At 66.8% G+C, this 22,774-nt stretch carries 27 protein-coding genes; 7 read left to right on the top strand and 20 right to left on the bottom strand.

What is annotated here, in order from left to right; all coding sequences use genetic code 11:
* Nucleotides 1-50 precede the first annotated feature (50 nt).
* From bioD to miaA, 6 genes are all read right to left on the bottom strand, one after another.
* Nucleotides 51-659 (bottom strand): dethiobiotin synthase, encoded by a 609-nt coding sequence (gene bioD, locus EBMC1_RS12915; protein ID WP_003047537.1) that lies wholly within the window; start codon nucleotides 657-659, stop codon nucleotides 51-53.
* Nucleotides 656-1,792 (bottom strand): 8-amino-7-oxononanoate synthase, encoded by a 1,137-nt coding sequence (locus EBMC1_RS12910; protein ID WP_003047534.1) that lies wholly within the window; start codon nucleotides 1,790-1,792, stop codon nucleotides 656-658. The genes bioD and EBMC1_RS12910 overlap by 4 nt, the downstream gene beginning before the upstream one ends.
* 139 nt (nucleotides 1,793-1,931) lie before the next feature.
* On the bottom strand, nucleotides 1,932-2,966 hold the full coding sequence (gene ilvC / locus EBMC1_RS12905) for a ketol-acid reductoisomerase (RefSeq protein ID WP_003047531.1): 1,035 nt from the start codon (nucleotides 2,964-2,966) through the stop codon (nucleotides 1,932-1,934).
* 135 nt (nucleotides 2,967-3,101) lie between these two features.
* Complete coding sequence (gene ilvN, locus EBMC1_RS12900) at nucleotides 3,102-3,617, bottom strand: acetolactate synthase small subunit (protein WP_003047528.1); 516 nt, start codon at nucleotides 3,615-3,617, stop codon at nucleotides 3,102-3,104.
* A gap of 163 nt (nucleotides 3,618-3,780) precedes the next feature.
* A complete protein-coding gene (ilvB, locus tag EBMC1_RS12895) occupies nucleotides 3,781-5,535 on the bottom strand; it encodes a biosynthetic-type acetolactate synthase large subunit (protein WP_040590295.1) in 1,755 nt (584 codons plus the stop codon).
* Between the two features lie 96 nt (nucleotides 5,536-5,631).
* Nucleotides 5,632-6,591, bottom strand: a complete 960-nt coding sequence (miaA, locus tag EBMC1_RS12890) for a tRNA (adenosine(37)-N6)-dimethylallyltransferase MiaA (protein ID WP_040590294.1) — start codon at nucleotides 6,589-6,591, stop codon at nucleotides 5,632-5,634.
* Between miaA and serB the strand changes: the two genes are divergently transcribed.
* Together serB and EBMC1_RS12880 are read left to right on the top strand one after the other, a co-directional pair.
* Nucleotides 6,590-7,474: a phosphoserine phosphatase SerB gene (gene serB, locus EBMC1_RS12885; protein WP_003047518.1), complete on the top strand. Its 885-nt coding sequence runs from the start codon at nucleotides 6,590-6,592 to the stop codon at nucleotides 7,472-7,474. The genes miaA and serB overlap by 2 nt on opposite strands.
* A gap of 3 nt (nucleotides 7,475-7,477) precedes the next feature.
* The gene (locus EBMC1_RS12880; RefSeq protein WP_003047516.1) at nucleotides 7,478-8,032 is read left to right on the top strand and encodes a septal ring lytic transglycosylase RlpA family protein; all 555 of its coding nucleotides are present in this window, start codon (nucleotides 7,478-7,480) and stop codon (nucleotides 8,030-8,032) included.
* A 28-nt stretch (nucleotides 8,033-8,060) separates the two neighbouring features.
* Here the strand turns inward: EBMC1_RS12880 and EBMC1_RS12875 are convergent, their stop codons facing one another.
* The gene (locus EBMC1_RS12875) at nucleotides 8,061-9,356 is read right to left on the bottom strand and encodes an MFS transporter (protein ID WP_003047514.1); all 1,296 of its coding nucleotides are present in this window, start codon (nucleotides 9,354-9,356) and stop codon (nucleotides 8,061-8,063) included.
* A 135-nt stretch (nucleotides 9,357-9,491) separates the two neighbouring features.
* Here EBMC1_RS12875 and pgsA point away from each other — a divergent pair, with 135 nt between their 5' ends.
* Genes pgsA through EBMC1_RS12860 form a run of 3 tightly spaced genes read left to right on the top strand, consistent with a single transcriptional unit; the run spans nucleotide 9,492 to nucleotide 10,764 of the window.
* On the top strand, nucleotides 9,492-10,064 hold the full coding sequence (gene pgsA / locus EBMC1_RS12870; protein WP_003047509.1) for a CDP-diacylglycerol--glycerol-3-phosphate 3-phosphatidyltransferase: 573 nt from the start codon (nucleotides 9,492-9,494) through the stop codon (nucleotides 10,062-10,064).
* A 5-nt stretch (nucleotides 10,065-10,069) separates the two neighbouring features.
* Nucleotides 10,070-10,327 (top strand): MoaD/ThiS family protein, encoded by a 258-nt coding sequence (locus tag EBMC1_RS12865; RefSeq protein WP_196795423.1) that lies wholly within the window; start codon nucleotides 10,070-10,072, stop codon nucleotides 10,325-10,327.
* On the top strand, nucleotides 10,324-10,764 hold the full coding sequence (locus tag EBMC1_RS12860) for a molybdenum cofactor biosynthesis protein MoaE (protein ID WP_003047503.1): 441 nt from the start codon (nucleotides 10,324-10,326) through the stop codon (nucleotides 10,762-10,764). The genes EBMC1_RS12865 and EBMC1_RS12860 overlap by 4 nt, the downstream gene beginning before the upstream one ends.
* A 45-nt stretch (nucleotides 10,765-10,809) precedes the next feature.
* On the opposite strand, the gene EBMC1_RS12855 is transcribed toward EBMC1_RS12860, so the two are convergent.
* From EBMC1_RS12855 to EBMC1_RS12805, 12 genes are all read right to left on the bottom strand, one after another.
* The gene (locus EBMC1_RS12855) at nucleotides 10,810-11,100 is read right to left on the bottom strand and encodes a hypothetical protein (RefSeq protein WP_003047500.1); all 291 of its coding nucleotides are present in this window, start codon (nucleotides 11,098-11,100) and stop codon (nucleotides 10,810-10,812) included.
* Nucleotides 11,101-11,469: 369 nt separating this feature from the next.
* Nucleotides 11,470-11,916, bottom strand: a complete 447-nt coding sequence (locus EBMC1_RS12850; protein WP_196795422.1) for a hypothetical protein — start codon at nucleotides 11,914-11,916, stop codon at nucleotides 11,470-11,472.
* A 64-nt stretch (nucleotides 11,917-11,980) separates the two neighbouring features.
* Entirely contained in the window at nucleotides 11,981-12,709 is a 729-nt protein-coding gene (gloB, locus tag EBMC1_RS12845; protein WP_003047495.1) for a hydroxyacylglutathione hydrolase, read from the bottom strand.
* 74 nt (nucleotides 12,710-12,783) lie between these two features.
* Complete coding sequence (locus EBMC1_RS12840) at nucleotides 12,784-13,221, bottom strand: VOC family protein (protein WP_003047492.1); 438 nt, start codon at nucleotides 13,219-13,221, stop codon at nucleotides 12,784-12,786.
* A gap of 9 nt (nucleotides 13,222-13,230) precedes the next feature.
* Nucleotides 13,231-13,668: an acyl-CoA thioesterase gene (locus EBMC1_RS12835; RefSeq protein ID WP_003047488.1), complete on the bottom strand. Its 438-nt coding sequence runs from the start codon at nucleotides 13,666-13,668 to the stop codon at nucleotides 13,231-13,233.
* Complete coding sequence (locus tag EBMC1_RS12830; RefSeq protein ID WP_003047487.1) at nucleotides 13,649-14,440, bottom strand: alpha/beta fold hydrolase; 792 nt, start codon at nucleotides 14,438-14,440, stop codon at nucleotides 13,649-13,651. Before EBMC1_RS12830 ends, EBMC1_RS12835 begins: the two co-directional genes overlap by 20 nt.
* A 10-nt stretch (nucleotides 14,441-14,450) precedes the next feature.
* Complete coding sequence (locus tag EBMC1_RS12825; protein ID WP_003047483.1) at nucleotides 14,451-14,705, bottom strand: DUF6356 family protein; 255 nt, start codon at nucleotides 14,703-14,705, stop codon at nucleotides 14,451-14,453.
* A gap of 193 nt (nucleotides 14,706-14,898) precedes the next feature.
* Nucleotides 14,899-15,807 carry an alpha/beta fold hydrolase gene (locus EBMC1_RS12820; protein ID WP_003047480.1) on the bottom strand — a complete coding sequence of 303 codons (909 nt, stop codon included), beginning with the start codon at nucleotides 15,805-15,807 and terminating at the stop codon, nucleotides 14,899-14,901.
* Between the two features lie 4 nt (nucleotides 15,808-15,811).
* The gene (locus tag EBMC1_RS12815) at nucleotides 15,812-16,003 is read right to left on the bottom strand and encodes a helix-turn-helix transcriptional regulator (RefSeq protein WP_003047477.1); all 192 of its coding nucleotides are present in this window, start codon (nucleotides 16,001-16,003) and stop codon (nucleotides 15,812-15,814) included.
* Nucleotides 16,000-16,596, bottom strand: coding sequence for a hypothetical protein (locus EBMC1_RS12810; RefSeq protein WP_003047474.1), 597 nt, complete (start codon nucleotides 16,594-16,596; stop codon nucleotides 16,000-16,002). Before EBMC1_RS12810 ends, EBMC1_RS12815 begins: the two co-directional genes overlap by 4 nt.
* A gap of 3 nt (nucleotides 16,597-16,599) precedes the next feature.
* Nucleotides 16,600-16,779, bottom strand: a complete 180-nt coding sequence (locus EBMC1_RS18450; RefSeq protein WP_156001228.1) for a hypothetical protein — start codon at nucleotides 16,777-16,779, stop codon at nucleotides 16,600-16,602.
* A 104-nt stretch (nucleotides 16,780-16,883) separates the two neighbouring features.
* The gene (locus EBMC1_RS12805; protein ID WP_003047473.1) at nucleotides 16,884-17,297 is read right to left on the bottom strand and encodes a MerC family mercury resistance protein; all 414 of its coding nucleotides are present in this window, start codon (nucleotides 17,295-17,297) and stop codon (nucleotides 16,884-16,886) included.
* A gap of 149 nt (nucleotides 17,298-17,446) precedes the next feature.
* Between EBMC1_RS12805 and thrS the strand changes: the two genes are divergently transcribed.
* Nucleotides 17,447-19,453, top strand: a complete 2,007-nt coding sequence (gene thrS, locus EBMC1_RS12800; protein ID WP_003047471.1) for a threonine--tRNA ligase — start codon at nucleotides 17,447-17,449, stop codon at nucleotides 19,451-19,453.
* The gene (locus tag EBMC1_RS12795) at nucleotides 19,450-20,211 is read left to right on the top strand and encodes a sulfite exporter TauE/SafE family protein (RefSeq protein WP_003047469.1); all 762 of its coding nucleotides are present in this window, start codon (nucleotides 19,450-19,452) and stop codon (nucleotides 20,209-20,211) included. Before thrS ends, EBMC1_RS12795 begins: the two co-directional genes overlap by 4 nt.
* Before the next feature lie 10 nt (nucleotides 20,212-20,221).
* On the opposite strand, the gene EBMC1_RS12790 is transcribed toward EBMC1_RS12795, so the two are convergent.
* Nucleotides 20,222-22,723 carry an ABC transporter permease gene (locus EBMC1_RS12790; protein ID WP_003047466.1) on the bottom strand — a complete coding sequence of 834 codons (2,502 nt, stop codon included), beginning with the start codon at nucleotides 22,721-22,723 and terminating at the stop codon, nucleotides 20,222-20,224.
* Nucleotides 22,724-22,774 lie beyond the last annotated feature (51 nt).

The following is a 22,774-nucleotide window of genomic DNA, read 5'->3' as shown; positions in this document are numbered from 1 at the left end:
GCGTCACAATTCGAAGTCGGGATCCCGGCCTTCGCCGGGATGACGAATGTCTATTGGAAGTCCGTCAGGTCGAAATTGGCCGCGAATGCGGCTGCGAGCGCCTCGGGGGTCAGAGGGTCGAGGTGGGGGAGGCGGCCAAGGCGCTTTGCGCCCGATAGGGCCGCGATGATCGCTTCGCTGTCGGGGGCGGCCTCGCCGACGAAGGCGATGCCGTGGATGGGGACGTGGCGGGCCTTGAGGGCTTCGATCGTCAGCAGGCTGTGGTTGATCGTGCCGAGCGCGGTGCGCGCGCAGACGATCACCGGAATCTGCCAGCGCGCGAACAGGTCGGCGTAGAGCAACGTGCGGGTGACGGGGACGAGCGCGCCGCCCGCGCCTTCGATCAACAGGTCGCCGGGCGGCGGGACGAGCGCGTCGGCGTCGATGGTCACGCCGTCGATTTCGGCGGCAAGGTGCGGCGAGGCGGGGGTGACGAGACGCCAGGTTTCGGGATGGACGCGAACGCCGGCGAGGCGCGCGATGGCTTCGCTGTCGGTTTCCTCTTCAAGCCCCGACTGGATCGGCTTCCAGTAGGGCAGGCCGAGCGCGCCCGCGAGCGCCGCCGAAAAGACGGTCTTGCCGATGCCGGTATCGGTGCCGGTGACGACGAAGCGGGTCATGCCGCCGCCATCGCCGCCGACAGCGCATCGACCATCGCGTCGATGTCGCGGGTCGAGACGTTGAGGGTGATCGCGATGCGCAGCCGTGCGGTGCCTTGCGGCACCGTCGGCGGGCGGATGCCGCGGATGTCGAAACCCTCGGCCTGCAGCATGGCGGCGATCCGCATCGTGCGGGCGTTGTCGCCGATGACGACGGGGATGATCTGGCTCCCGCTCGGCGCGATGCTGAGCGCCGCGAGCCGCTTTTCGGCATGGCGGACGAGCCCCGCCAGCCGCGCCGCGCGCTCGGGCTGTTCGGCGACGATTTCGAGCGCCTGGCGGACGAGCCACGCCATGAGCGGCGAGGGCGCGGTCGAGAAGATGAAGGGGCGGCCGCGGTTGATAAGGAAATCGCGGACGATCGCGGGGCCGCAGAGCAGCGCGCCTTCGCAGCCCAGCGCCTTGCCGCAGGTGTGGAGCGTGATCAGATTGGCGCGCGGCGCGAGCGCGTGGGCAAGCCCCTGTCCTGCCGGGCCATAGACGCCCGTCGCATGCGCCTCGTCGACGATCAGCACCGCATCGTGACGGTCGGCGATAGCGGCGAGGTCGGCGAGCGGAGCCCTGTCGCCGTCCATCGAATAGAGGCTTTCGACCGCGATCCATGGCGTGCCGGTGCCGCCGCCTGCGCGCCAGCGGAGGATAGCGTCTTCAAAGGCTTGCGGGTCGTTATGCGCAGCCGCTGTGCGGTCGGCGCGGCCAAGTTTCATCCCGTCGTGCGCGCTCGCATGGATCAGCGCGTCGTGGACGATCAGGTCGCTGCGCTGCGGCAGTGTCGCGAACAGCGCGGCGTTGGCGGCGAAGCCGGTGGGGAAGAAGAGCGCCGCCTCGGTGCCATAGTGGCGCGCCGCATGCGCCTCGAGCGCTTCATGCTCGGCATGGTTGCCGCGCAGCAGCCGCGAGCCGCCCGAACCGGCCGGAATGCCGCGCGCGGCGCCCTGCGCCAGCGCTTCGGCGAGCGCGTAGGAACCCGCAAGCGCGAGATAGTCGTTCGAGGCGAAATCGATCCCGGCGCGCGGCGCGAGCGCGCGTCGGCGGCCGTCGGCGGCGAGCACGGCGAGATCGGCGCGGTGGGCGGCGAAAATTGGGCTATCCAATTCCGTTTGTCCTGAGGAGCCGCTGAGCTTGTCGAAGGGGCGTCTCGAAGGACCGGAAGCGTGCGGTGCTTCGAGACAGGCCTTCGCCGGTGCTCAGTCCCTCCTCAGCACGAACGGCATGAGGAGGGAGCAAGGTGCCTTAATTCTTTGCCTTGTCGACCAGCTTGTTCTTGGCGATCCACGGCATCATCGCGCGCAGCTGGGCGCCGGTCTGTTCGATCGGGTGCGCTGCAGCGGCCTTGCGGCTGGCCTTGAGTTCGGGCTGGCCGGCCTGGTTGTCGAGGACGAAATCCTTGACGAAGCGGCCCGAGGTGATGTCGGCGAGGACGCGCTTCATTTCGGCCTTGGTCTCTTCGGTGATGATACGCGGACCCGTCTTGATGTCGCCATATTCGGCGGTGTTCGAGATCGAATAGCGCATGTTCGCGATGCCGCCTTCATAGAGAAGATCGACGATCAGCTTGGTTTCGTGGAGACATTCGAAATAAGCCATTTCGGGGGCGTAGCCCGCCTCGACCAGCGTTTCAAAACCCGCCTGGATCAGATGGGTGATGCCGCCGCAGAGCACCGCCTGTTCGCCGAAAAGATCGGTTTCGCACTCTTCCTTGAAGGTCGTTTCGATGATGCCGCTGCGGCCGCCGCCGACGGCGGAGGCGTAGCTGAGGGCGAGCGCCTTGGCGTGGCCGTTACCGCTGTTGCCCGATGCTTCCTGTGCAACCGCGATCAGGCAGGGAACGCCGCCGCCCTTCTGATATTCGCTGCGCACCGTGTGGCCGGGGCCCTTGGGCGCTACCATGAAGACGTCGATGTCGGCGCGCGGTTCGATAAGGCCGAAATGGACGTTGAGGCCGTGCGCGAAGGCGAGCGCGGCACCGGGCTTCAGATTGTCGGCGAGATCGTCGTAATAAATCCTTGCCTGATGCTCGTCGGGCGCCGCGATCATGATGACGTCGGCCCAGGCGGCGGCTTCCTTGTTCGACAGGACGCGGAAGCCGGCGCCTTCGGCCTTCTTCGCGGTCGCCGAGCCGGGGCGCAGCGCGATCGCAACCTCCTTGACGCCGCTGTCGCGCAGGTTCTGCGCATGGGCGTGGCCCTGGCTGCCGTAGCCCAGGATGGCGACCTTCTTGTTCTTGATCAGATCTTGGTCGGCGTCGCGATCGTAGTAAACCTGCATTTTCTTCTTCCCTTATTTTCGTTCGTCATGCCGGACTTGATCCGGCATCCATTCGGCGCTCCGTTTCCGGCGAAGTTCTGAATGGACCCCGGATCAGGTCCGGGGTGACGATAGTTGAAACCCAACGCTTGAACTCTAGAGCGCCTCCGGCCCGCGGGCGATGGCGACGATGCCGGTGCGGCCGACCTCGACCAGACCGCATTCGCGCATCAGCGCGATGAAGCGGTCGACCTTGTCGCTGTTGCCGGTGATTTCGAAGATGAAGCTCGACAGCGTCGTATCGACGACCTTGGCGCGGAAGACGTCGGCAAGGCGCAGCGCCTCGATGCGCTTTTCGCCGGTGCCGGCGACCTTCACCAGCGCGATCTCGCGTTCGACATGCGCGCCCTGATCGGTGAGGTCGGTGACCTGATGCACCGGCACCAGCCGGTCGAGCTGCGCGATGATCTGGTCGATCACCGCGGGCGGGCCCGAGGTGACGATGGTGATCCGCGACAGCGCATGATCGGCGCTGATGTCGGCGACGGTCAGGCTTTCGATATTATAGCCGCGCGCCGAGAACAGCCCGGTGATCTTGGCCAGGATGCCCGCCTCGTTATCGACGGTGACGGCGAGGACATGGCGCTCGCCCGTTTCGGTTTTGATTTTCATCGTTATTCCTTCCCCTCCCGCTTGCGGGAGGGGATCGAGGGGTGGGTGCGAGCGCAGCGAGCAGGCGGCGTGGCTGTGCCCACCCCGCTGCGGCTAGCGAACAAGTTCGCAAGCCTCGCTGCCCCTCCCGCAGGCGGGAGGGGATGAAGAGTGTCTGCCATCATCACACCAGCGCTTTCGCTTCGTCGTCCATTTTGCCGGTGACGTCGCTCGGCTGGAGTATCATGTCGGTGTGCGCCGCGCCCGACGGGATCATCGGGAAGCAGTTGGCGAGCTTGGCGACGCGGCAGTCGACGATCACCGGACCCGGCGTTTCGATCATCTGCCGGATGCCGTCCTCAAGCTCGCCGAGCGTGTCGATCCTGAGGCCGGTCCAGCCATAGGCTGCGGCCAGTTTCACGAAATCGGGCAGGCTGTCCGAATAGCTGTTCGAATAACGGCTTTCGTAGGTCAGTTCCTGCCACTGGCGGACCATCCCCATCCATTCATTGTTGAGGATGAAGATTTTCACCGGCAGGCGGTACTGGCTGACCGTACCCATTTCCTGAATGTTCATCTGGAGCGAGGCTTCGCCCGCTATGCAGACGACCAAGCGGTTCGGGTGCGCGATTTGTGCGCCGACGGCGGCGGGGAATCCGTAGCCCATCGTGCCGAGCCCGCCCGAGGTGAGCCAGCGGTTGGGCGCGGCAAAGCCGAAATGCTGCGCCGCCCACATCTGGTGCTGGCCGACTTCGGTGGTGATGATCGGATCGCGGCCGCGGGTCGCGTCGAACAGCGCCTTGACCGCACGCTGCGGCATGATTTCGGCGCCCGCGTCCTTCTTTTCGGGAAAGTCGAGGCAGCGCGTCGCGCGCCACCCGTCAATGCGGCGCCACCATTCGCCAAGATCGCGCGCCTTGTGGCCCTTGTCGGCCCAAGCGGCGATGAGCGCATCGAGCGCGCGGCCGGCATCGCCGACGACCGCGATGTCGACCGGGACGATCTTGTTGATCGAGCTGCGGTCGATGTCGATGTGGATCTTCTTCGCCTCGGGCGCGAAGGCGTCGAGGCGGCCGGTGACGCGGTCGTCGAAGCGCGCGCCGACCGCGATGATGAGGTCGGCGCGGTTCATCGCCATGTTCGATTCATAGGTGCCGTGCATGCCGAGCATGCCGAGCCATTTGGGATCGTCCGACGGGAAGGCGCCGAGCCCCATCAGCGTCGAGGTGATCGGCGCGCCGGTCAGGCTGACGAGCTGGCGCAGCGCCGCGCTGGCGTCGGGGCCGGCGTTGATGACGCCGCCGCCGGTATAGAAGATCGGGCGTTCGGCCGCGGCGATCATGTCGATCGCCTGCGCGATGGCGCCGGCATCGGGTTCGACCTGCGGACGATAGCTTTGATGCTCAATCTTTTCGGGCACGCTGTAGCTGCCCGTTGCGACCTGAACATTCTTCGGAATGTCGATGACGACGGGGCCGGGGCGGCCGTGCGTCGCGATGTAGAAAGCCTCGTGAATCACGGCGCCCAGCCGGTCGGGGTCCATGACCAGATAATTATGCTTGGTGCAGTGGCGCGTGATGCCCACCGTGTCGCATTCCTGAAAGGCGTCGGTGCCGATCAGCGTCGTCGGCACCTGACCCGTCAGCACGACCATCGGGATCGAATCGAGCAGCGCGTCGGTGATGCCGGTGACGGCGTTGGTCGCGCCCGGCCCCGAGGTGACGAGCACGACGCCGGGCTTGCCGGTCGAGCGCGCATAGCCCTCTGCCGCGTGGGTCGCGGCCTGTTCGTGGCGAACGAGGACATGCTTGATCGAGGGATGATTGAAGAGGGCGTCGTAGATCGGAAGCACCGCGCCGCCCGGATAGCCGAACACCGTATCGACCCCGAGGTCGACCAGCGCCTGAACCACCATGTCGGCACCACTCATTTCCTTCACGACACGCGCTCCTTTCTTCGTGCGGCCCGATGCTGGGCGCAGCCTGCCCGCGGCCTTGTTGCGCCGCAGCAGGCAGCGGGCAATAGGTATATGATTCTATCCTGTCAACAGTCTATCACGTAATAATATTGCGATTTGATTGATTGAATCGACGGATAATGACTCTTCGTGGCGTGGCCATCCGGCGGGGGGCTGGTGGCGGAACCAGGTATATTGCCGCTTCGCATATTGGCGGGTCGCCGCCTGTGCCGCCGCAAGCGCCTCTGCGCGGCTCGTTTCGCCGCGGACATGCGCCGCGACCTGCGGCACGCCGATCGCGCGCATGACGGGGAGATCGGGGTCGAGCCGGCGCGCGAGCAGCGCGCTCACCTCTTCGATCGCGCCGCCGTCGAACATGCGCACAAGGCGGGTGTCGCAGCGCTCGCGCAGCCAGTCGCGCGGCGGCAACAGGATGAGCGGCACCAGCGTGATGTCCTCGGCGATGCCGCCGCTGCGGTCCTGTTGCCACGCGGCGAGCGTCCGGCCGGTCGCGCGCACCACCTCGAGCGCGCGCGCGATGCGGGTCGTGTCGGCCGGATTGAGCCGGGCGGCAGCGGCGGGATCGGCTTCGGCGAGCGCGGCATAAGCGTCGGCGACGGGCAGCGCGCGCACCGCTTCACGAATCTCCGGGTCGATTTCGGGCACCGGGGCGATGCCGTCGAGCAGCGTGCGCAGATAGAGGCCGGTGCCGCCGACGAGGATGGGAACCTTCCCCGCGGCGTGCGCGTGGGACAGGGTGCGGCGCGCTTCTTCGGCCCAACGCGCCGCATTGTGGGCGGACCCGCCATCGACATGACCGAAGAGGCGATGCGGGATGCCGGCCATCTCCGCCGCGTCCGGCCGTGCCGAGAGGAGGGGGATGTCCGCATAAACCTGACTCGCGTCGGCGTTGACGACCTCTGCGTCGCCGAGCGCCTGGGCGAGGGCGACCGCCAATGCGCTCTTGCCGCTGGCGGTGGGGCCAGCGATAAGCGCCACCGGTGGACGGTGCGTGAAGGAAGAAGAAGGAGATGCCATGTTCGTTGCAACGCTGATAGCAGCCGGGAAGCTGACGGGCGAGGTGGTGCGCGAAGCGATCGACCGCCTCGATGCGACAGGACATGAGGTGGGCGCGCCGCACTGGATCGATCAGGGCGACGCCGCCGACATCTTCTTTCAGGGCAGTCTGGTCAGCGCGCGCGCCGAACTGGCGAAAATGGACCATGGCGCGCTCGACGTCGTCGTCCAGCCGCTTGGCGACCGGACGAAGAAGCTGATCATCGCCGACATGGATTCGACGATGATCACCGTCGAATGCATCGACGAGCTGGCGGACTATGCCGGGATCAAGCCGCAGATCGCCGCGATCACCGAACGCGCGATGCGCGGCGAGCTCGATTTTCGCGCCGCGCTAATCGAGCGCGTCGGGCTGCTCGGCGGCATGGCCGAGGCGACGATCGCCGAATGCCGGGCGGAGCGGGTCAGACTGACCCGCGGCGCGCGCACGCTGGTCCAGACGATGAAGGCGCATGGCGCCTGGTCGGTGCTGGTGTCGGGCGGTTTCCTGCCCTTTGCCGCGCCGGTCGCCGAAGCGATCGGTTTCGACAAGGTGGTTGCGAACGAGTTGGAGATCGCCGGCGGCAAGCTGACCTGCAAGGTTGCCGAGCCGATCGTCGACAGCTCGGCCAAGCTCGAAACGCTGCGCGCCGAGGCCGCGGCGCGCGGGCTGGCGCTCGCCGATACGCTGGCGGTCGGCGACGGCGCGAACGATATTCCGATGATCACCTCGGCCGGGCTCGGGATCGGTTATCACCCGCATCCCGCCGCCGCCGCCGCCGCCGACGCGGCGATCCGCCACCACGACCTGACCGCGCTTTTGTGGGCGCAGGGCTATGCGCGGCGCCAGTGGGTGATGGGATAGGCGATGCTGCGCGCGGCGGGGGCGGGGCTTGCCATGCTGGCGCTGTCCGCCTGCGCGGGCGGCCAATATCGCCCGGTGGCCGATACGCCGGTGCGGATCGGCAAACCCTATGCGGTGCGCGGAACGACCTATGTCCCCGCCGCCGCGCCCGCCTATGACGCCGTCGGCTATGCGAGCTGGTACGGCAGCGAATCGGGAAACCGCACCGCGAATGGCGAGAAATTCCGTCCCGGCTGGATCACCGCCGCGCATACCACGCTGCCGCTGCCGACCTATGTCGAGGTGACGGCGCTCGACAGCGGGCGGCGGATCGTCGTGCGCGTCAACGACCGCGGGCCGTTCGCCGGCGGCGGGCGCATCATCGACCTGTCGAAAGGGGCCGCCGAAGCGCTCGGCGCGCATCGCCAGGGCGTGGTGCCGGTGCGCGTGCGGCGCGTCGAACCGTCCGACAAGGATCGCGCCCGGCTGCGCAAGGGCAAGCCCGCGGCTGCGCTCGCCCCCTTGCCACCGCGCGAGCTTGCGGCGCTGCGCACGCGGCTGGCGGCGGGGGAACGCTGAGGCGGAAGAGGACGGCGGGTGGCGGCCGTCAGTCGCAGGCGCGGTGGAGCTTGACCGCCAGCCACGCCGAGATCAGGCACATGACCGCGCTCATCAACAGCTGATCGACGACGCCGACGCCCGCGAAGCCGAGCCCGATGGCAAGCAGCGAGCCCGCGACCATCGCGCCCGAATTGACGATATTGTTCGCCGCGACGGTGCGTGCGGTCTGGTCCTTGGGCACGGTGGTGGTGAGGAAGGCATAGAGCGGCACGACGAACATGCCGCCGCTGATCGCGATGCCCATCAGGCTGGCGAGCAGCGGGATGACGTCGGCGTGATTCAGAAAGCCGCCGATGCCATAGAGCGTGCCCGCGGGATCCTGTTCCCAGTTGCGGCAGACGAAATAGAAGGCGACGACGAACGCGCCCATCACGACGACGCTCGCCGGGCTGTAGCGCGCCGACACCTCGCCCTTGAGCAACCGGTTGACCGCGACCGAGCCGATCGCGATGCCGATCGAGAAGACCGCGAGGAACAGGCTCGCGACGCTCTTGTCGGCGTGGAGGATATTCTTCACCAGCGGCGGGAACTGGATGAACAGCACCGCGCCGATCGTCCAGAAGAAGCTGATCGACAGGATCGCGAGATAGAGCCGCTTGATGTGCATCGTGCCGCGCACCAGCGCGATCGACGAGCGGACGATGTGCCAGTCGATCCCCGTCTCCTCGTGCTGCGGCGGCGCGGGCGGCACCTTGCGCCCGGTCCAATAGCCGACGAAGGCGACGAGCACGACGCCGAGCGCCGCCCATTCGACGTCGATGATGCCGGCGAGGATCGTCCCCGCAAGGATCGCGATATAGGTGCCGGCTTCGACCAGCCCGGTGCCGCCCAGCACCTCGTCGCTTTCCAGATGCTGCGGCAGGATCGCATATTTGATCGGGCCGAAGAAGGTCGAGTGGATGCCCATCGAAAACAGCGCCAGCATCATCAGCGGGATGGCGACCAGATGCACCGCCCAGCCCATCCATGCGAGGACCAGCCCGGCGCCGCCGACGGCCATGATGAGGATTTCGCAGAATTTGACGATGCGGATGATCATCGCCTTGTCGCGCGTGTCGGCAAGCTGCCCGGCGAGCGCCGACAGGAGGAAGAAAGGCAGGATGAACAGCCCCGTTGCGACCGCGCTGAACAGCGTTTCGGACGCTTCGTCGTTGAAGACGCCGTAGACGACGAACAGCACCATCGCATTCTTGAACAGATTGTCGTTGAACGCGCCGAGCAATTGCGTGACGAACAGGGGAAGGAACCGGCGTTGCTTCAAAAGCGCAAAGGATCCGGTCATTGAAATTCCATCATTGCAGTCCGACATAGCGACCCGGCCGCGCCAAAGGGGCAATTCGGTTGTCGCACGGGGGGCTTATCGGTTAGGGCTTGGTCGGTCAAAGCCCATTTTGGAACTTTCGCGCGATCAGGGGTCATGCTCAGCCTACCGAACATCTTGACGCTTTCGCGCATCCTGACGGTTCCGATCCTGCTGGCGCTGCTGTGGCCGGGCGCGCGCGAGGGGACGCACCAGCCGGCGCCGCTCTATTATGCGCTGGCCTTCGTCCTCTATTGCCTGATGGGCATCACCGATTATTTCGACGGCTATGTCGCGCGCGCGCGCGGCACCGTGTCGCGGCTCGGCGCCTTCCTCGATCCCATTGCCGACAAGATCATGATCGCGGCGGTGATCCTGCTGCTTGTCTTCACGCGCGACATCACCGGCGTTCACGTCATCGCCGCGCTCGTCATCCTGCTGCGCGAGATCATCGTGTCGGGGCTCCGCGAATTCCTCGCGACCTTGCAGGTGTCGATGCCGGTCACGCGGCTCGCCAAATGGAAGACGACCTTTCAGCTTGTCTCGTTCGGCGCGCTGATCCTGGCGGGCGCGCTGCCCGCGATGGAATGGGTCCGCAGCGTCGGCCTGGCGACCCTGTGGGGCGCGGCGGTGCTGACGATGATCACCGGCTGGGATTATCTGCGCGTCGGCCTGAAGCATATCGATTGACGCCGGTGGCGCTGCAGCTCGCCTATTTCGCCTGGGTTCGCGAACGCATGGGATGCGGCGAGGAGCAGGTCGAACCGCCCGCCGATGTCGCGACCGCGTCTGACCTGATCGCATGGCTCGCCGCGCGCGACGACCGCGGCGCCCGGGCCTTTGCCGAACCGGCGCGGATTCGCGTTGCGATCGACGGCCAGATGATGGGCAATGACGCGGCGCTCGCCGGCGCCCGCGACGTCGCGCTGTTCCCGCCGGTGACGGGCGGATGATCAGCGTCGTCGTCCAGGACGCGGCGATCGACTTTGCGACCGAGACCGACCGCCACGACGCGGGCGGGCACGGCGCGACCGCAAGCTTCGTCGGGCGGGTGCGCGGCGACGACGGCGTGACCCAATTGTTCCTCGAACATCACCCGCAAATGACCGAGCGCGGCCTCGCCGACCTGGCGCACGCCGCCGCCGACCGCTGGCGGCTGCCGGCGCTGACGCTGATCCACCGCGTCGGCGCGATGGCGCCGGGCGAGACGATCGTGCTCGTCCTCGCCAGCAGCCCGCACCGCGCCGAAGCGCTCGCCGCCTGCACCTTTCTGATCGACCGGCTGAAGACCGACGTCATGATGTGGAAGCGCGAGACGCTGAGCGACGGCACCGTCCGCTGGGTCGAACCGCGCGCGGCCGATCAAGAGCGCGCGGAGGGGTGGGATTAGGGAGCGGGCGGAAGGGCCGGTTTGGGGTGGGAAGGGGACGTTGTTCTAGCCTGACGTTTCCACTGATTCTGGCTTATCGGAAACTTTCTTGCTGCGAAGCCACCGAACGGGCTTTGCGACGACGGCGATTCCCATCCCCATGCCTATCGGAGCCCATAGCGGTGAAGAATAAAGTAGCCATTTCACCGAGAAATCAATCGAATGGCCCAAAGCTGTTCCGATAAAAACGATAGGCAGCATCATCACCGATCCGACGAACAGTAACCCAATCGAGCAGGAAATGAGCATTGCTGCCCCAACCGCCCACAAGATGCGAATGTCCTTCAGTTCTTTCATTTCTTGCTTATGCGGTGCAGCGGGAATGTCTGCAATCGGTCGTTTCCGGTCATTTCGATCCAGATCTGGCGAAGGTCGTGGTCCAGCTCTTTACACCGCCAACGGCGGCGTTCGAGGCTCTGGGGCCAAGCCTTCGCCGGGGAGCGCATTATCGACGCCGGACTGCAGCTCGTGCGTCATCCCGGCCCCCTCGATAAGCTCAGGGTAAGCGGTTGAGAAAGGCGGCAACGCGCGCTTCCCACCTCAAAACCGTCTTTCGCTTCCCGGCTATTGCCTATCCTCCGGCGCAGGCGCGTCAGGATACAGGCGGGGGCGCGACCCGAAAAGCTCGGCGCAAACCGGAACCCCGCCTGTGACCGAACCTTTGGTTCAGCCGCCGTCCCCCGCCGGTTTGCGATAGGGGACGAATTCGCCAAAAACGCATGTCGGACCGCGAATGCCGCTGCTGCGGTCGACGAGATAGAAGAAGTCGCCTTCGCAGGTCGACGATCCGAACTGGCGCACGACCATGATATCGCTGTCGCGCGCGAGGCCGGGGCAACTGCCTTTCAGCGTGTTGCGGTAAACCAGATTGCGCCCCGACCGATAGAGCAGGATGTCGTCCGACACGCGAATGCTGTCCATCGAACGGTAATTGGGCAGGCATCTGACCGGGGTGCCGGGCGTCTTGCCCGCGAGTTGCTTGTCGAGCGTCGCCGCCTGCTTGGGCGTCAGCGCTGCGGCGCCGGGGGCGCCGCTTCCCGACGGCGCACAGCCGGCAAGCGAGGCGGCGGCGCCGATCAGTACGGTGCAAAGAGCAAAACGGGGCATGGTCATCATAGGGATCCTGACGGGCGTTGTTTGGCGGACGGACGCTGAACGAGGGCTGAAGCAGCCCATGTCAGGCCGCATCCTTCAGCGCGCGGATGCGGCCGAGTTCCGCTGCGCTGGGCGCGCGCAGAAAGGGATTGGTCGCGCGCTCGTCGCCGATCGTCGTCGGCACCGTGGCTATGCCTTGCGCGCGCGCCGTTTCGACCGCGCTCAGGCGCTCGGCCAGCGCGCGGTTGTCGGGATCGACCGTCACCGCGAAGCGCGCGTTCGACAGTGTATATTCGTGCGCGCAATAGACGCGCGTCGTATCGTCGAGGGTGGCGAGGCGCTGCATGTTCGCGAACATCTGGTCGGCGGTGCCTTCGAACAGGCGCCCGCATCCCATCGCGAACAACGTGTCGCCGACGAAGATCACGCCGTCCTCGGCAAAATGATAGGCGATATGCCCGGCGGTGTGCGCGGGGACCGCCCAGACATCGGCGACATGCGCGCCGAGCATGACCCGGTCGCCATCGGCGACGAGGCGGTCGGCAGTCGGTATGCGCTCGCGCTCGGCCGCCGGCGCGATGATCTCGCACCCGGTCTTTGCCTTGATGTCGGCGTTGCCGCCCGTATGGTCGGGGTGCCAGTGGGTGTTCCAGATCGCGGTGATCGGCCAGCCGCGCGCGTCCGCCTCGGCCAGCACCGGCTCCGCCACGGCGGGGTCGACGACCATCGTTTCGAAGCTTGCTGGATCGTGGACCAGCCAGACATAATTGTCGCTGAGGACGGGGATGCGGACGATTTCCAGCGCGCTCACGCTCTTCTCCTATGTCTCGCCGGCCTCATGCCTTCCAAGACGGACACGCGCGCGCGCCGCCTTGGTTGCACGATCTACCAGCTTCCCGTGTTGGGCATGGAGGCCCAGGGTTCGGCAGGCTCCAGATGGCCGTCCTGCAACAGCTCGACCGAAATGCCGTCGGGTGATCGCACGAAGGCCATATGGCCGTCGCGCGGCGGGCGGTTGATCGTCACGCCGGCGTCCATCAGGCGCTGGCAGGTTTCGTAGATATTGTCGACGCGATAGGCGAGATGCCCGAAGTTGCGCCCGCCCGAATAGCTTTCGGGGGCGCTGCCATCCTCGGGCGGCCAATTATAGGTCAGTTCGACCTCGGCAACGCCGGCCTGTCCCGGCGGGGCCAGAAAGATCAGCGTGAACCGGCCCGCCTCGCTGTCGAAGCGGCGGACTTCCTCAAGGCCGATCAGCTTGAAGAAATCGATGGTGGCGTCCGGATCCGAAACGCGGATCATCGTGTGGAGATATTTGGTCATGCCCCCATATTAGGCACGAAGCGCGCGACCTTCAAACGCTTCGAACAGATTTACGAATTCATCGGGGACCGGGCTCGGCGCGCCTTGCGCTTCGGCGACATGGACGTTGACCAGAACACCCGTCGCGCGCAGATCGTCCGCGCCCCCGCCGTGCAGTTCGAAGTGAAAAACCATCGAACTGCGCCCGACCCGCGCCGCGCGCACGCAGATGTCGATTTCCTCGTCTAGGAGGATGGGCGCGCGATAGTCGATCTCGGCGCGCGCAACGTGGAATTCGGGGCTGTCATGGCCCGGCCAGCGGTCATACACCCCCGCCGCACGCCAATATTCAGTGATGCCGATGTCGAAATATTCGAGGTAGCGGCTGTTGAACACCACCCGCTGCGCGTCGATCTCGGCATAGCGGACGCGCTTGCGCACATGGAATTTATAGTCGCTGCGGGCCATGATTGTCCTTCAGATGGGTCGCGAGGCGCGCGACGGTATCGATCAACAGGGCGATGTCGCCATCGCGCGACAGGCGGTGGTCGCCGCCCTTGACCAGCGTCACCTGCACATCGTCGCTGGCAAGCGCCGCGGCAACGCGCAGGCTGATGTCGGGCGGCACGTCGCCATCCTCCTGGCCGTGGAGCAGTCGCACCGGACAGGCGAGGGGGATTTCACCGTCGAGCAGCAGATTCGCCTCTCCCGACTGGAAGAAGCCGCGCGTGGTCACATAGGGCTGATCGCCATAGGGCGTTTCTTCGATCAGCGCGCCTTCGGCGAGGATGATCGCCTTTTCCTCCGGCGTGAAGCCCCAGCGGGTGAAGTCGGGCGCCGCGGCGATGCCGACCAGTCCCGCGACCCGCGTCGGCCCGTCGCGCGCGACCAGCTCGCGCGCCGCAAGCAGCATCAGCCAGCCGCCCATCGACGATCCGACAAGGATCACGGGCCCCTCGATCTTTGCGTCGATCAGGTCGAGCACGTCGCCGCGCCAGTCGAGCAGCGTCTGGTCGGCAAACAGTCCGTCGGACAGGCCGCAGCCCGCATAATCGAGCAGCAGGCAGGCCTGCCCCTCGGCCGCCGCCCAGTCGAACAGCGCGGTCGCCTTGCCCCCGGTCATGTCGGACATATAACCGGGCAGGAATATGATCGTCGGCCCTGCGCCACTCGCATGGCGGTAGGCAAGCCGCGGGCGACCGGGACGGTCGAGGAAATCGGGTGTCGCCGTTTCGGTCACGCGAACGCGCTCAGATCACCCAATCGACCGTGTTCATCTGCGCCACGGCCTGGCCCTTGGCGCGGCGCTGTTCGACCATGATCTTGTTGAGCCGCTGGATGGTGTCGCTGCCGGTGGTGATGCACCAGCCGGGCACGACCGCGTGGACCAGCGCGCACAGACCGCCCCAGATCATCGTAAAGCCGAAGCGCGAGGCGACCCCGAAATGCTCGACGTAATTTTCGTCTACGCTTTTCGGATGATCGACAAACAGGCGCTTGAACATTTTGGCGGCTCCTTTCGGGTTGCCGCTGCTCTAGCGAGCGGCCGGGGCGCAGGCAAGGGCGGTATCCGGATCCTACCCGCGGGGGAACACTTACTTGCTCCCGCCAGATATATGCCGACCTTGTCCTGAGCCCCCACCAGGCAGCCGAAGTCCGCTGCCGCCTCCCCATGCCGGCAGCACAGGGTGGATCGCCTTAATTCGCCAGGAATTCGTCGACCGCCGCGGCAAAAGCCTCGGGTTGATCGAGCATGATGAAATGGCGGCTGTCGTCGATACGCTTCAGCGTCACGGTCTTGGCCGTTGTAAAGGCGCCCTTGTAGAGTCCATCGACCATCGCTTCGGGCATCGCGCTGGCATCGAGCGGATAGAGCATCGTGAACGGCGCAGCGATCGCGCTCAGCTCGGGTCGAAGATCGGTGGTCATGTCATCATACATCAACTGCGCCGCGACCTTCGCGTTCGCCGCCTGCGTCCACGCTTTGACCTGCGCGCGGCCGGCATCGGTCGCCGACATCATCTGCAGCGTCCGGTCGTCGGCTTCGGCGCTTTCCCGTGCGGCGAGCATCGTCTGCATCGCGGCGGCCTGCGGCTCGACGTCGGCGACGGTCGCGGTCGGACCGAACAGCATCCCGAAAAAGGGCAGGCTGTCGACGACCATCAGCCGGCCGACTTCCTGGGGGGCACGGGCGGCGATCATCATGGCGGTCAGCCCGCCGAGCGAATGGCCGATGACCGCCGGAGCGGGGCGGCCTTGGTCGACGATGCAATCGTCGATGTAGTCCGCAATCTCGCGCATCATCGGCTCGAGTATCGGGCCGTCGGCATTCAGGCCCGGCGCATCGCCGCCGAATCCGCGCACCTCGACAAGGTGCAGGCGATGCGTCGCTTTCAGCCGTTCGGCAGTGGGCGCCCAGACCGCGCGCGGCGAGGACAGGCCGGGGATCAGCACGACGTCGGGACCGTCGCCTTCGACCTCGACCGTGATCCGCTTGCCTTCGAGCAGGCCGGTGCCGCATCCGGCGGCGCCTTCCGCGGCATCGGCGCGCGGTGCGATGGTGGCGATCAGGAGGACGAACAGCGCGGCGATGGAAAGTCGTTTCATGGGTTCAGTCTTTCAGGAATATGGCTTCGATCGGCAGGCCGAACAGGTCGGAAATGCGGAAGGCGAGCGGCAGCGACGGATCATATTTTCCCGTCTCGATCGCGTTGACCGACTGGCGCGACACCTCGAGCCGGTCGGCGAGGTCCTGCTGGCTCCAGTCACGCTCGGCGCGCAGAACCCTCAGACGGTTCTTCACAGGCCGCGAACCTTGCCGATGACATGTCCCAGCCCCAGGCCAAGACACCACACCGGGACGGCGGTCCACATCGGCACCGCCGGCGCAACGCCGAAGGTCGTCAGGAAACCCCAGAAAGTCGCCACCGCAAGCAGCAGGCCAGTGGCGATCAGCGCCGCGTTCACCGTCCGCGCGCGCAAATACTCATCGCTCTCCTCGATAACATAGCGTGCCATCGCCCAGATCATTCCGAACACGGGGAGAGTCGGCAGCAGCGCGAGCAGCGCGGCGAACGGCTTGGCTGCCTCCTGCTGTCGAAACAGAAGCAGCGCGCCGCCCAGTCCGATCACATACGCGAAGGAAGCGACCAGCATCCGGCGATTGTAGCGCGTGGCAACGACCGATGCGCAGCCGGTTTCGCGCTGCATGCGCTCGGTCGCGCGCACCATCGGGATCAGCAGCAGCATCGGGAGAATCATGATCGCCAGCCCCCAGGGTGCCGCGATGACCTTGCTCGTTTTCAGCAGCCATGCGGTGCCGAACATGCCGATCAGAAAGGCGATCGCCCAAAATCCTGCGGCACGCCGGGCGGAGGTTTCGGTTGCGCTTGCCATGGTTCAGGCCGCCGTCCGCTTGGCGCAGGCGCGGCCGTCGCGCGGCGTCGTTGCGATCATGATCGCGGGCAGCACGATGATCAGCATCGTCGCGATATTCTCGGGAATGATGTCGAGGATCTGCGCAACGGCGACGCACATGATGGCGAGGGCCCAGCAAAGAGCACGGAAAATCGGCGGCATCGGTCAAGCTCCCTTGTTAAACAGTAAAGGGACATTGACACGGAGATTTGCGCTTGTCAAGCAACATTGACACAATGACAAGCGAGCCAATCGCGCTGGGGGCGTCAGCCTTTCGCGTGCCGCAATCGCCAGTTGACGATGTGTGCGCTGGCGAGGGCGAGCGCGCCGAGGGTGGTGAACAGACGGTCGCCGGTTTCGGGGGCGAGGCCGCCGATCCAGCCTTCGTGCGCGGCGAGTCCGGCGGCGAGGAGGGCAAGGCCGACCAGCGCCGCGGCGACGGGATAGCGATGGCCGTGGTGCCGCCGGCCGTCGGCCAGCGCCAGCGCCGCCGCGGGCGCGGCAAGCAGCAGGATCACCGCATGAAAGCTCTCGGGCAGCGAGAGCCAGGCGCTCAGCGCGGGCGCCGCGAGCAGGAGCAGCGGCAGTGCGAGGCAATGGACGAGGCAGGCGAGCGACAGCCCGACTCCGATAAGGTCGGCGGCGCGCGAACGCAGCGAGGGGCGGGCGGGGAGGCACATGGTTCGGGCTTTCGGCAGAGGGGGCGGCGGGCGTGACATAATGATACATTGTATCATTGCAAGCCCTCGCGGTGAAAACGGCCCTTGCCGCTGCTTTCGCGCGCTGGCAAAGGGGCGCAGTTTATTCCGCCAGAAAGGCCCGATTTCCAATGTCCGAGATGATCCGCGTCACCCTTCCCGACGGCTCTGCCCGAGAAGTCGCACGCGGCACTACTCCGGCGCAGATCGCGGCAGACATCGGCCCCGGCCTCGCCAAGGCGGCACTTGCCGCAAAGATCGACGGCGAACTGCGCGACATCATGCAGCCGCTGGAGGAAGACACCAACCTTGCGCTGGTCACGAGCCGCGACGAGGCCGATGCGCTCGAACTCGTGCGCCACGACTATGCGCATGTGCTGGCGGAGGCAGTGCAGAATCTGTTTCCCGGCACGCAGATCACCTTCGGTCCCTCGACGAACGACGGTTTCTATTATGATTTCGCGCCGACCGCCGACCGCGGCCCGTTTCGCGACGACGAACTGCCGCTGATCGAGGAGGAGATGCGCCGTATCATCGCCGCCGACCTTCCGCTGACGCGCGAGGTGTGGGAACGCGACAAGCTGATCGCCAAATGGCAGGCCGAGGGTGAGACGTTCAAGGCCGAATGGGCCGCCGAACTGCCCGAGGGCGAGGAACTGACCGTCTACCGCTCGGGAGACGGCTGGATGGACATGTGCCGCGGGCCGCATTTGGCTTCGACGGGCAAGCTTGACCCGGCGGCCTTCAAGCTGACGCGCGTCTCGGGCGCCTATTGGCGCGGCGACCAGAAAAATGCCCAGCTTTCGCGCATCTACGGCACCGGCTGGCTCAACAAGAAGCAGCTCGCCGAGCATCTCGTCCGGCTGGAGGAAGCCGCGAAACGCGACCATCGCAAGATCGGCCGCGAGATGGACCTCTTCCACCTCCAGGAAGAAGCGCACGGCAGCGTCTTCTGGCACCCCAAGGGCTATCGCATCTACCGCGAGCTTGAGGCCTATATGCGCCGGGCGATCGACGGCTCGGGCTACCAGGAGGTCAAGACGCCGCAGGTGATGGACGCGCGCCAGTGGGAACAGTCGGGCCACTGGGGCAAGTATCGCGAGAATATGTTCGTCATCCCCGACGAGGTGCCGAATATCGAGGACGACGGCCCGCTCGTCTCCGACGATGCCGAGTGGATGGCGCTCAAGCCGATGAACTGCCCCGCGCACGTGCTGATCTTCCGCCAGGGGATCAAGTCGTACCGCGACCTGCCGCTGCGCATGGCCGAAATGGGCTGCTGCCACCGCAACGAACCGCATGGTGCGCTGCACGGCATCATGCGCGTGCGCCAGTTCACGCAGGACGACGGCCATATTTTCTGCCGCGAGGATCAGATCGTCGAGGAAGTGCGCGCCTTCTGCGAACTGCTCGACCGCGTCTACAAGCAGCTCGGCTTCGAGAAATATGCCGTGAAGCTCGCGCTGCGGCCCGAGATGCGCTTCGGCACCGACGCGATGTGGGACAAGGCCGAGCAGGAACTGCGTGAGGCGGTCGCGCGCGCGGGCATGGCGAACGACGATTATGGCTGGGAAGAATTGCCGGGCGAGGGCGCCTTCTATGCTCCCAAGCTCGAATTCCACCTGACCGACGCGATCGGCCGGACGTGGCAGTGCGGCACGATCCAGTCCGACCGCGTGATGCCCGAACGCCTCGATGCGTCCTACGTCGGCGAAGATGGCGAGCGCCATCGCCCGGTGATGCTCCACCGCGCGATCCTCGGCACCTATGAACGCTTCATCGGCATTTTGATCGAGCATTTCGCCGGCCGCTTTCCGACCTGGCTCGCGCCGGTGCAGGCGGTCGTCGCGACGATCGTGTCCGATGCCGACGATTATGCGAAGGACGCCGCGGCGCAGCTCGAGGCGGCGGGCATTCGCGTCGAAACCGACCTGCGCAACGAAAAGATCAACTACAAGGTGCGCGAACACAGCCTGCAGAAGGTTCCCTATCTGCTCGTCGTCGGCAAGCGCGAGGCCGACGAAGGCACCGTCGCGATCCGCACCCTCGGCCAGGATGGCCAGCGCATCCTGCCGCTCGCCGAAGCGATCGCGATGCTGAAGGGCGAAGCGACCCCGCCGGACCTGCGCCCCGCTTGACCGGCATCAAGGCTCTCGTCGGCCTGGCGCCGCTCACCTTTGCGGGCGCTGCGGCGATGACGTTCGGCGCGGCCTATGTGCGCGGGCTGACCGGCTTCGGCATGGCGATCATCCTCGTGCCGCTGCTCGGGATGATCGTGCCGCCGGGGCAGGCGGTCGTCGTGGCGATCATCCTGCAATTGCTGATCGGTCCGGTCGGGCTGCGCGTCATCCTGGCCGATGCCGACCGCCATACGGCGGTGCCGATCGGGCTGATCGCGATGGCGACGACGCCGCTCGGCATGCTCGCGCTGAAAGCGATCACCCCCGATGTCGCGCGCCTGATGATCACGCTCGTCGCGGTCGGCGCCTTCTTGGCGATCCTGATGCCCAAACAGCCCGAGGGACATCGGCCCGGCCGCGTCGCCATCGGCGGAACGGGGGTTGCGTCGGGCCTGCTCACCGGCTTCGCCGCGATGCCGGGGCCGCCGGTGGTGCCTTTCTATCTGCGCCGCCGGCTCGATCCGCGGACCGCGCGCGCGTCGATGATGCTGATCTTCTTCGCCACCGCCATCGCAGGCACGCTCGCGGCGTTATGGACCGGGCTCGCGACGCACCGCCTGTTCATCCTCGCGCTGCTGCTGTTCGTGCCGATGTGGCTCGGCAATCATCTGGGCGGCCGCCACTTCGGCCGCGTCCCGGCGCATCTGTGGCAGGCGATGGTTGCGGTCGTCCTCGGCCTCTCGGCGATTTCGGCGGTGGTGCGGATCTTGAACTAGGGTCCTGACCCTAGAGGCTGCGCAGCGCCTGCGCGGGTTTCGCCGACAGCAAGGGCCAGCTTCCGGCGATGCCGATCAGGAAAGCGAGGCCCGCACCGCCGGCCAGCGTCGCGCCGACGACCAGCGGATCGGGGGCGAAGCGGAAGTCGAATAGTTCGACCACCACATAATGCGCCGCGACGAGCCCGAGGCCGAGCGCGAGCAGCGCGAGGATTGCGGCGAGCAGCGCATATTCCAGCCCCTGCGCCCCCAGAATCTGGCCGCGCGTCGCGCCGAGCAGTTTCAGGATCACGCTGTCATAGACGCGTCGCTCGCGGCTTGCGGCAATCGCGCCGATCAGCACGGCAATGCCGGCCAGGATCGCAATGCTCGCCGCCGCGGCAATCGCCTGGCTCATCTGCGTCAGCAGGCTCGTCACCTGGCTCACCACGTCGCGCACCTGAATCAGCGAGGCCGAGGGGAAGGCGCGGGGAATGCTGCGCGCCAGCGCGGTTTCGGCCTGCGGGCCGACGGCGACGGTCGCCACCATGTTATGCGGCGCCGCGTCGAAGGTGCCGGGCGAAAAGACGAGCGCATAGTTGAGCCCGAAATTGTCCCATTCGACGGAGCGGAAAGAGGCGACGCGCGCCTGCACCTCGACCCCCAGCACATTGACCGACAGCGTGTCGCCGATCTTCAGTGCCAGCGATTTGGCGACATCGGCCTCGACGCTGACCAACGGCGGGCCCTTGTAATCGGGCGCCCACCACTGGCCCTGGGTCAGGCTGCTGCCCTTGGGCAGCACGGGGCTGTAGGTCAGGCCGCGGTCGCCGCGCAGCACCCACGCGCCTTCGGGCAGTTCGGCGAGCTCGTCGACGCGCTTGCCGGCAAATTCGGTGACGCTGCCGCGCAGCGCGGGGATCATGTTGATCGCCGCCTTGTCGTCGGCGCCCGTCACCAGCGCGCGGAACGCCGCCGCCCGGTCGCGCGGAATGTCGAGCACGAAAAAGCTCGGCGCGCGTTCGGGTACGGTGCGCGCGATTTCGGCGGTGATGCTTGTCTGGATCGCGGCGAGGGTAACGAACAGCGTCAGCCCCAGGCCGAGCGCGACGACCAGCGCGCCGGTCGCGGCGCCGGGGCGATGCAGATTGGCGAGCGCAAGGCGCAGCAGCGGCCGCTTCGGGCGCGGCACCCGGCTCGCGATGCGGCGCACCAGCCAGCCGAGCGCGACGAGGATCAGGAGCAGCAGCACCGCCGCCCCGATGAAGCCCAGCGCAAACAGCGGTTCGCGCGCCGTCCCGACCGCGAGGCCGACGATGGCGGCGAAGGCGAGGGCAACGGCGGCCAGCACGCGCTTTTCGATCCGGCCCGCGCCGTCGACCGTCGCGCGGTAGAGGCCCGCGGCCGGAATATGGCGCGTCGCGGCGAGCGGTGGCAACGCAAAGGCAATCGCGATGAGCAGGCCGTAGGCGGCGCTGACCGCGAGCGGGAGCGGATAGACGGCCAGTCCCGGCTTGACCGGCAGGACGTCGCCCGCAATCGCGCCGATCGCCGCGGGGGCCAAGGCGCCCGCGATCAACCCTGCGGCAATCGCGGCGGCGGCCACCGCCAATATCTGCAAGCCATAGATGCGCAGCACCGCCGCGCTGTCGGCCCCGAGCACCTTCAATGTCGCAAGCCCGGGGCGCTTGCCGGCAAGATAGCTGGCGACCCCGTTGCCGACCCCGATCCCGGCGATCACCAGCGCGGCGAGGCCGACGAGCGACAGGAACTGCCCCATGCGTTCGATAAAGCGCCGCGTGCCCGGCGCGCCGTTGCTACGGTCGGTCACCTCCCAGCCTGCGTCGGGGAAGGCCGCGCTCAGCCGCTTGCCCACGGCCACCGGATCGGCACCGGCGGGCAGGCGGACGCGATATTTGCTTTCATAGAGGCTGCCGGGCTGGATCAACTGCGTTGCGGCAAGGTCGCCGAGGCCGATGATTGCCACCGGGCCCAGCGTAAAGCCTTCGCCTAGCCGGTCGGGCTCGTCGGCGATGATGCCGTCTATACGGAAGGATTTGTCGCCGAACTTCACCGCGCCGCCGACCGCCAGGTCAAGCCGTGACGCGAGATCCTTGCCGATCCAGATCGCCCCCGGCGGCGGCGGGCCGCGGCGCGCGCCGCTTTCGAGCCGCATCGTGCCGTAAAGCGGATAGGCAGCATCGACCGCCTTCAGTTCGGAGAGCAGCGCGCCGCCGCCCGGTGCGTTCGCCATCGCGCGCATCCGCACCGTCGCCGACGTCGCGCCGGCACCGCGCAGCCCGGCGAGCTCGGCCTCGCTCGCCTGCCGCTGTGGCAGGCCGAACTGCAGGTCGCCGCCCAGGATCGTCTGTCCCCGCGACGCCAATTCGGCGGTGATGCCGCTCGTCAGGCTACCGATGGCGGCCAGCGTCGCGACGCCGAGGAACAGGCACACCGCCAGCAGGCGCAGCCCGCGAATCCGCGCCGCCAGATCGCGCCGCGCGATACGCCACAGGGTGCTGATGGGAAGCATCAGATCCGGTGCTCCCCATTTCCGTTCGTGTCGAGCGAAGTCGAGACACCC

The sequence above is a fragment of the Sphingopyxis sp. MC1 genome, from assembly GCF_000371385.1.
GTDB classification, from domain to species: domain Bacteria; phylum Pseudomonadota; class Alphaproteobacteria; order Sphingomonadales; family Sphingomonadaceae; genus Sphingopyxis; species Sphingopyxis terrae.
This window is presented reverse-complemented; position numbering and strand designations above follow the sequence as displayed.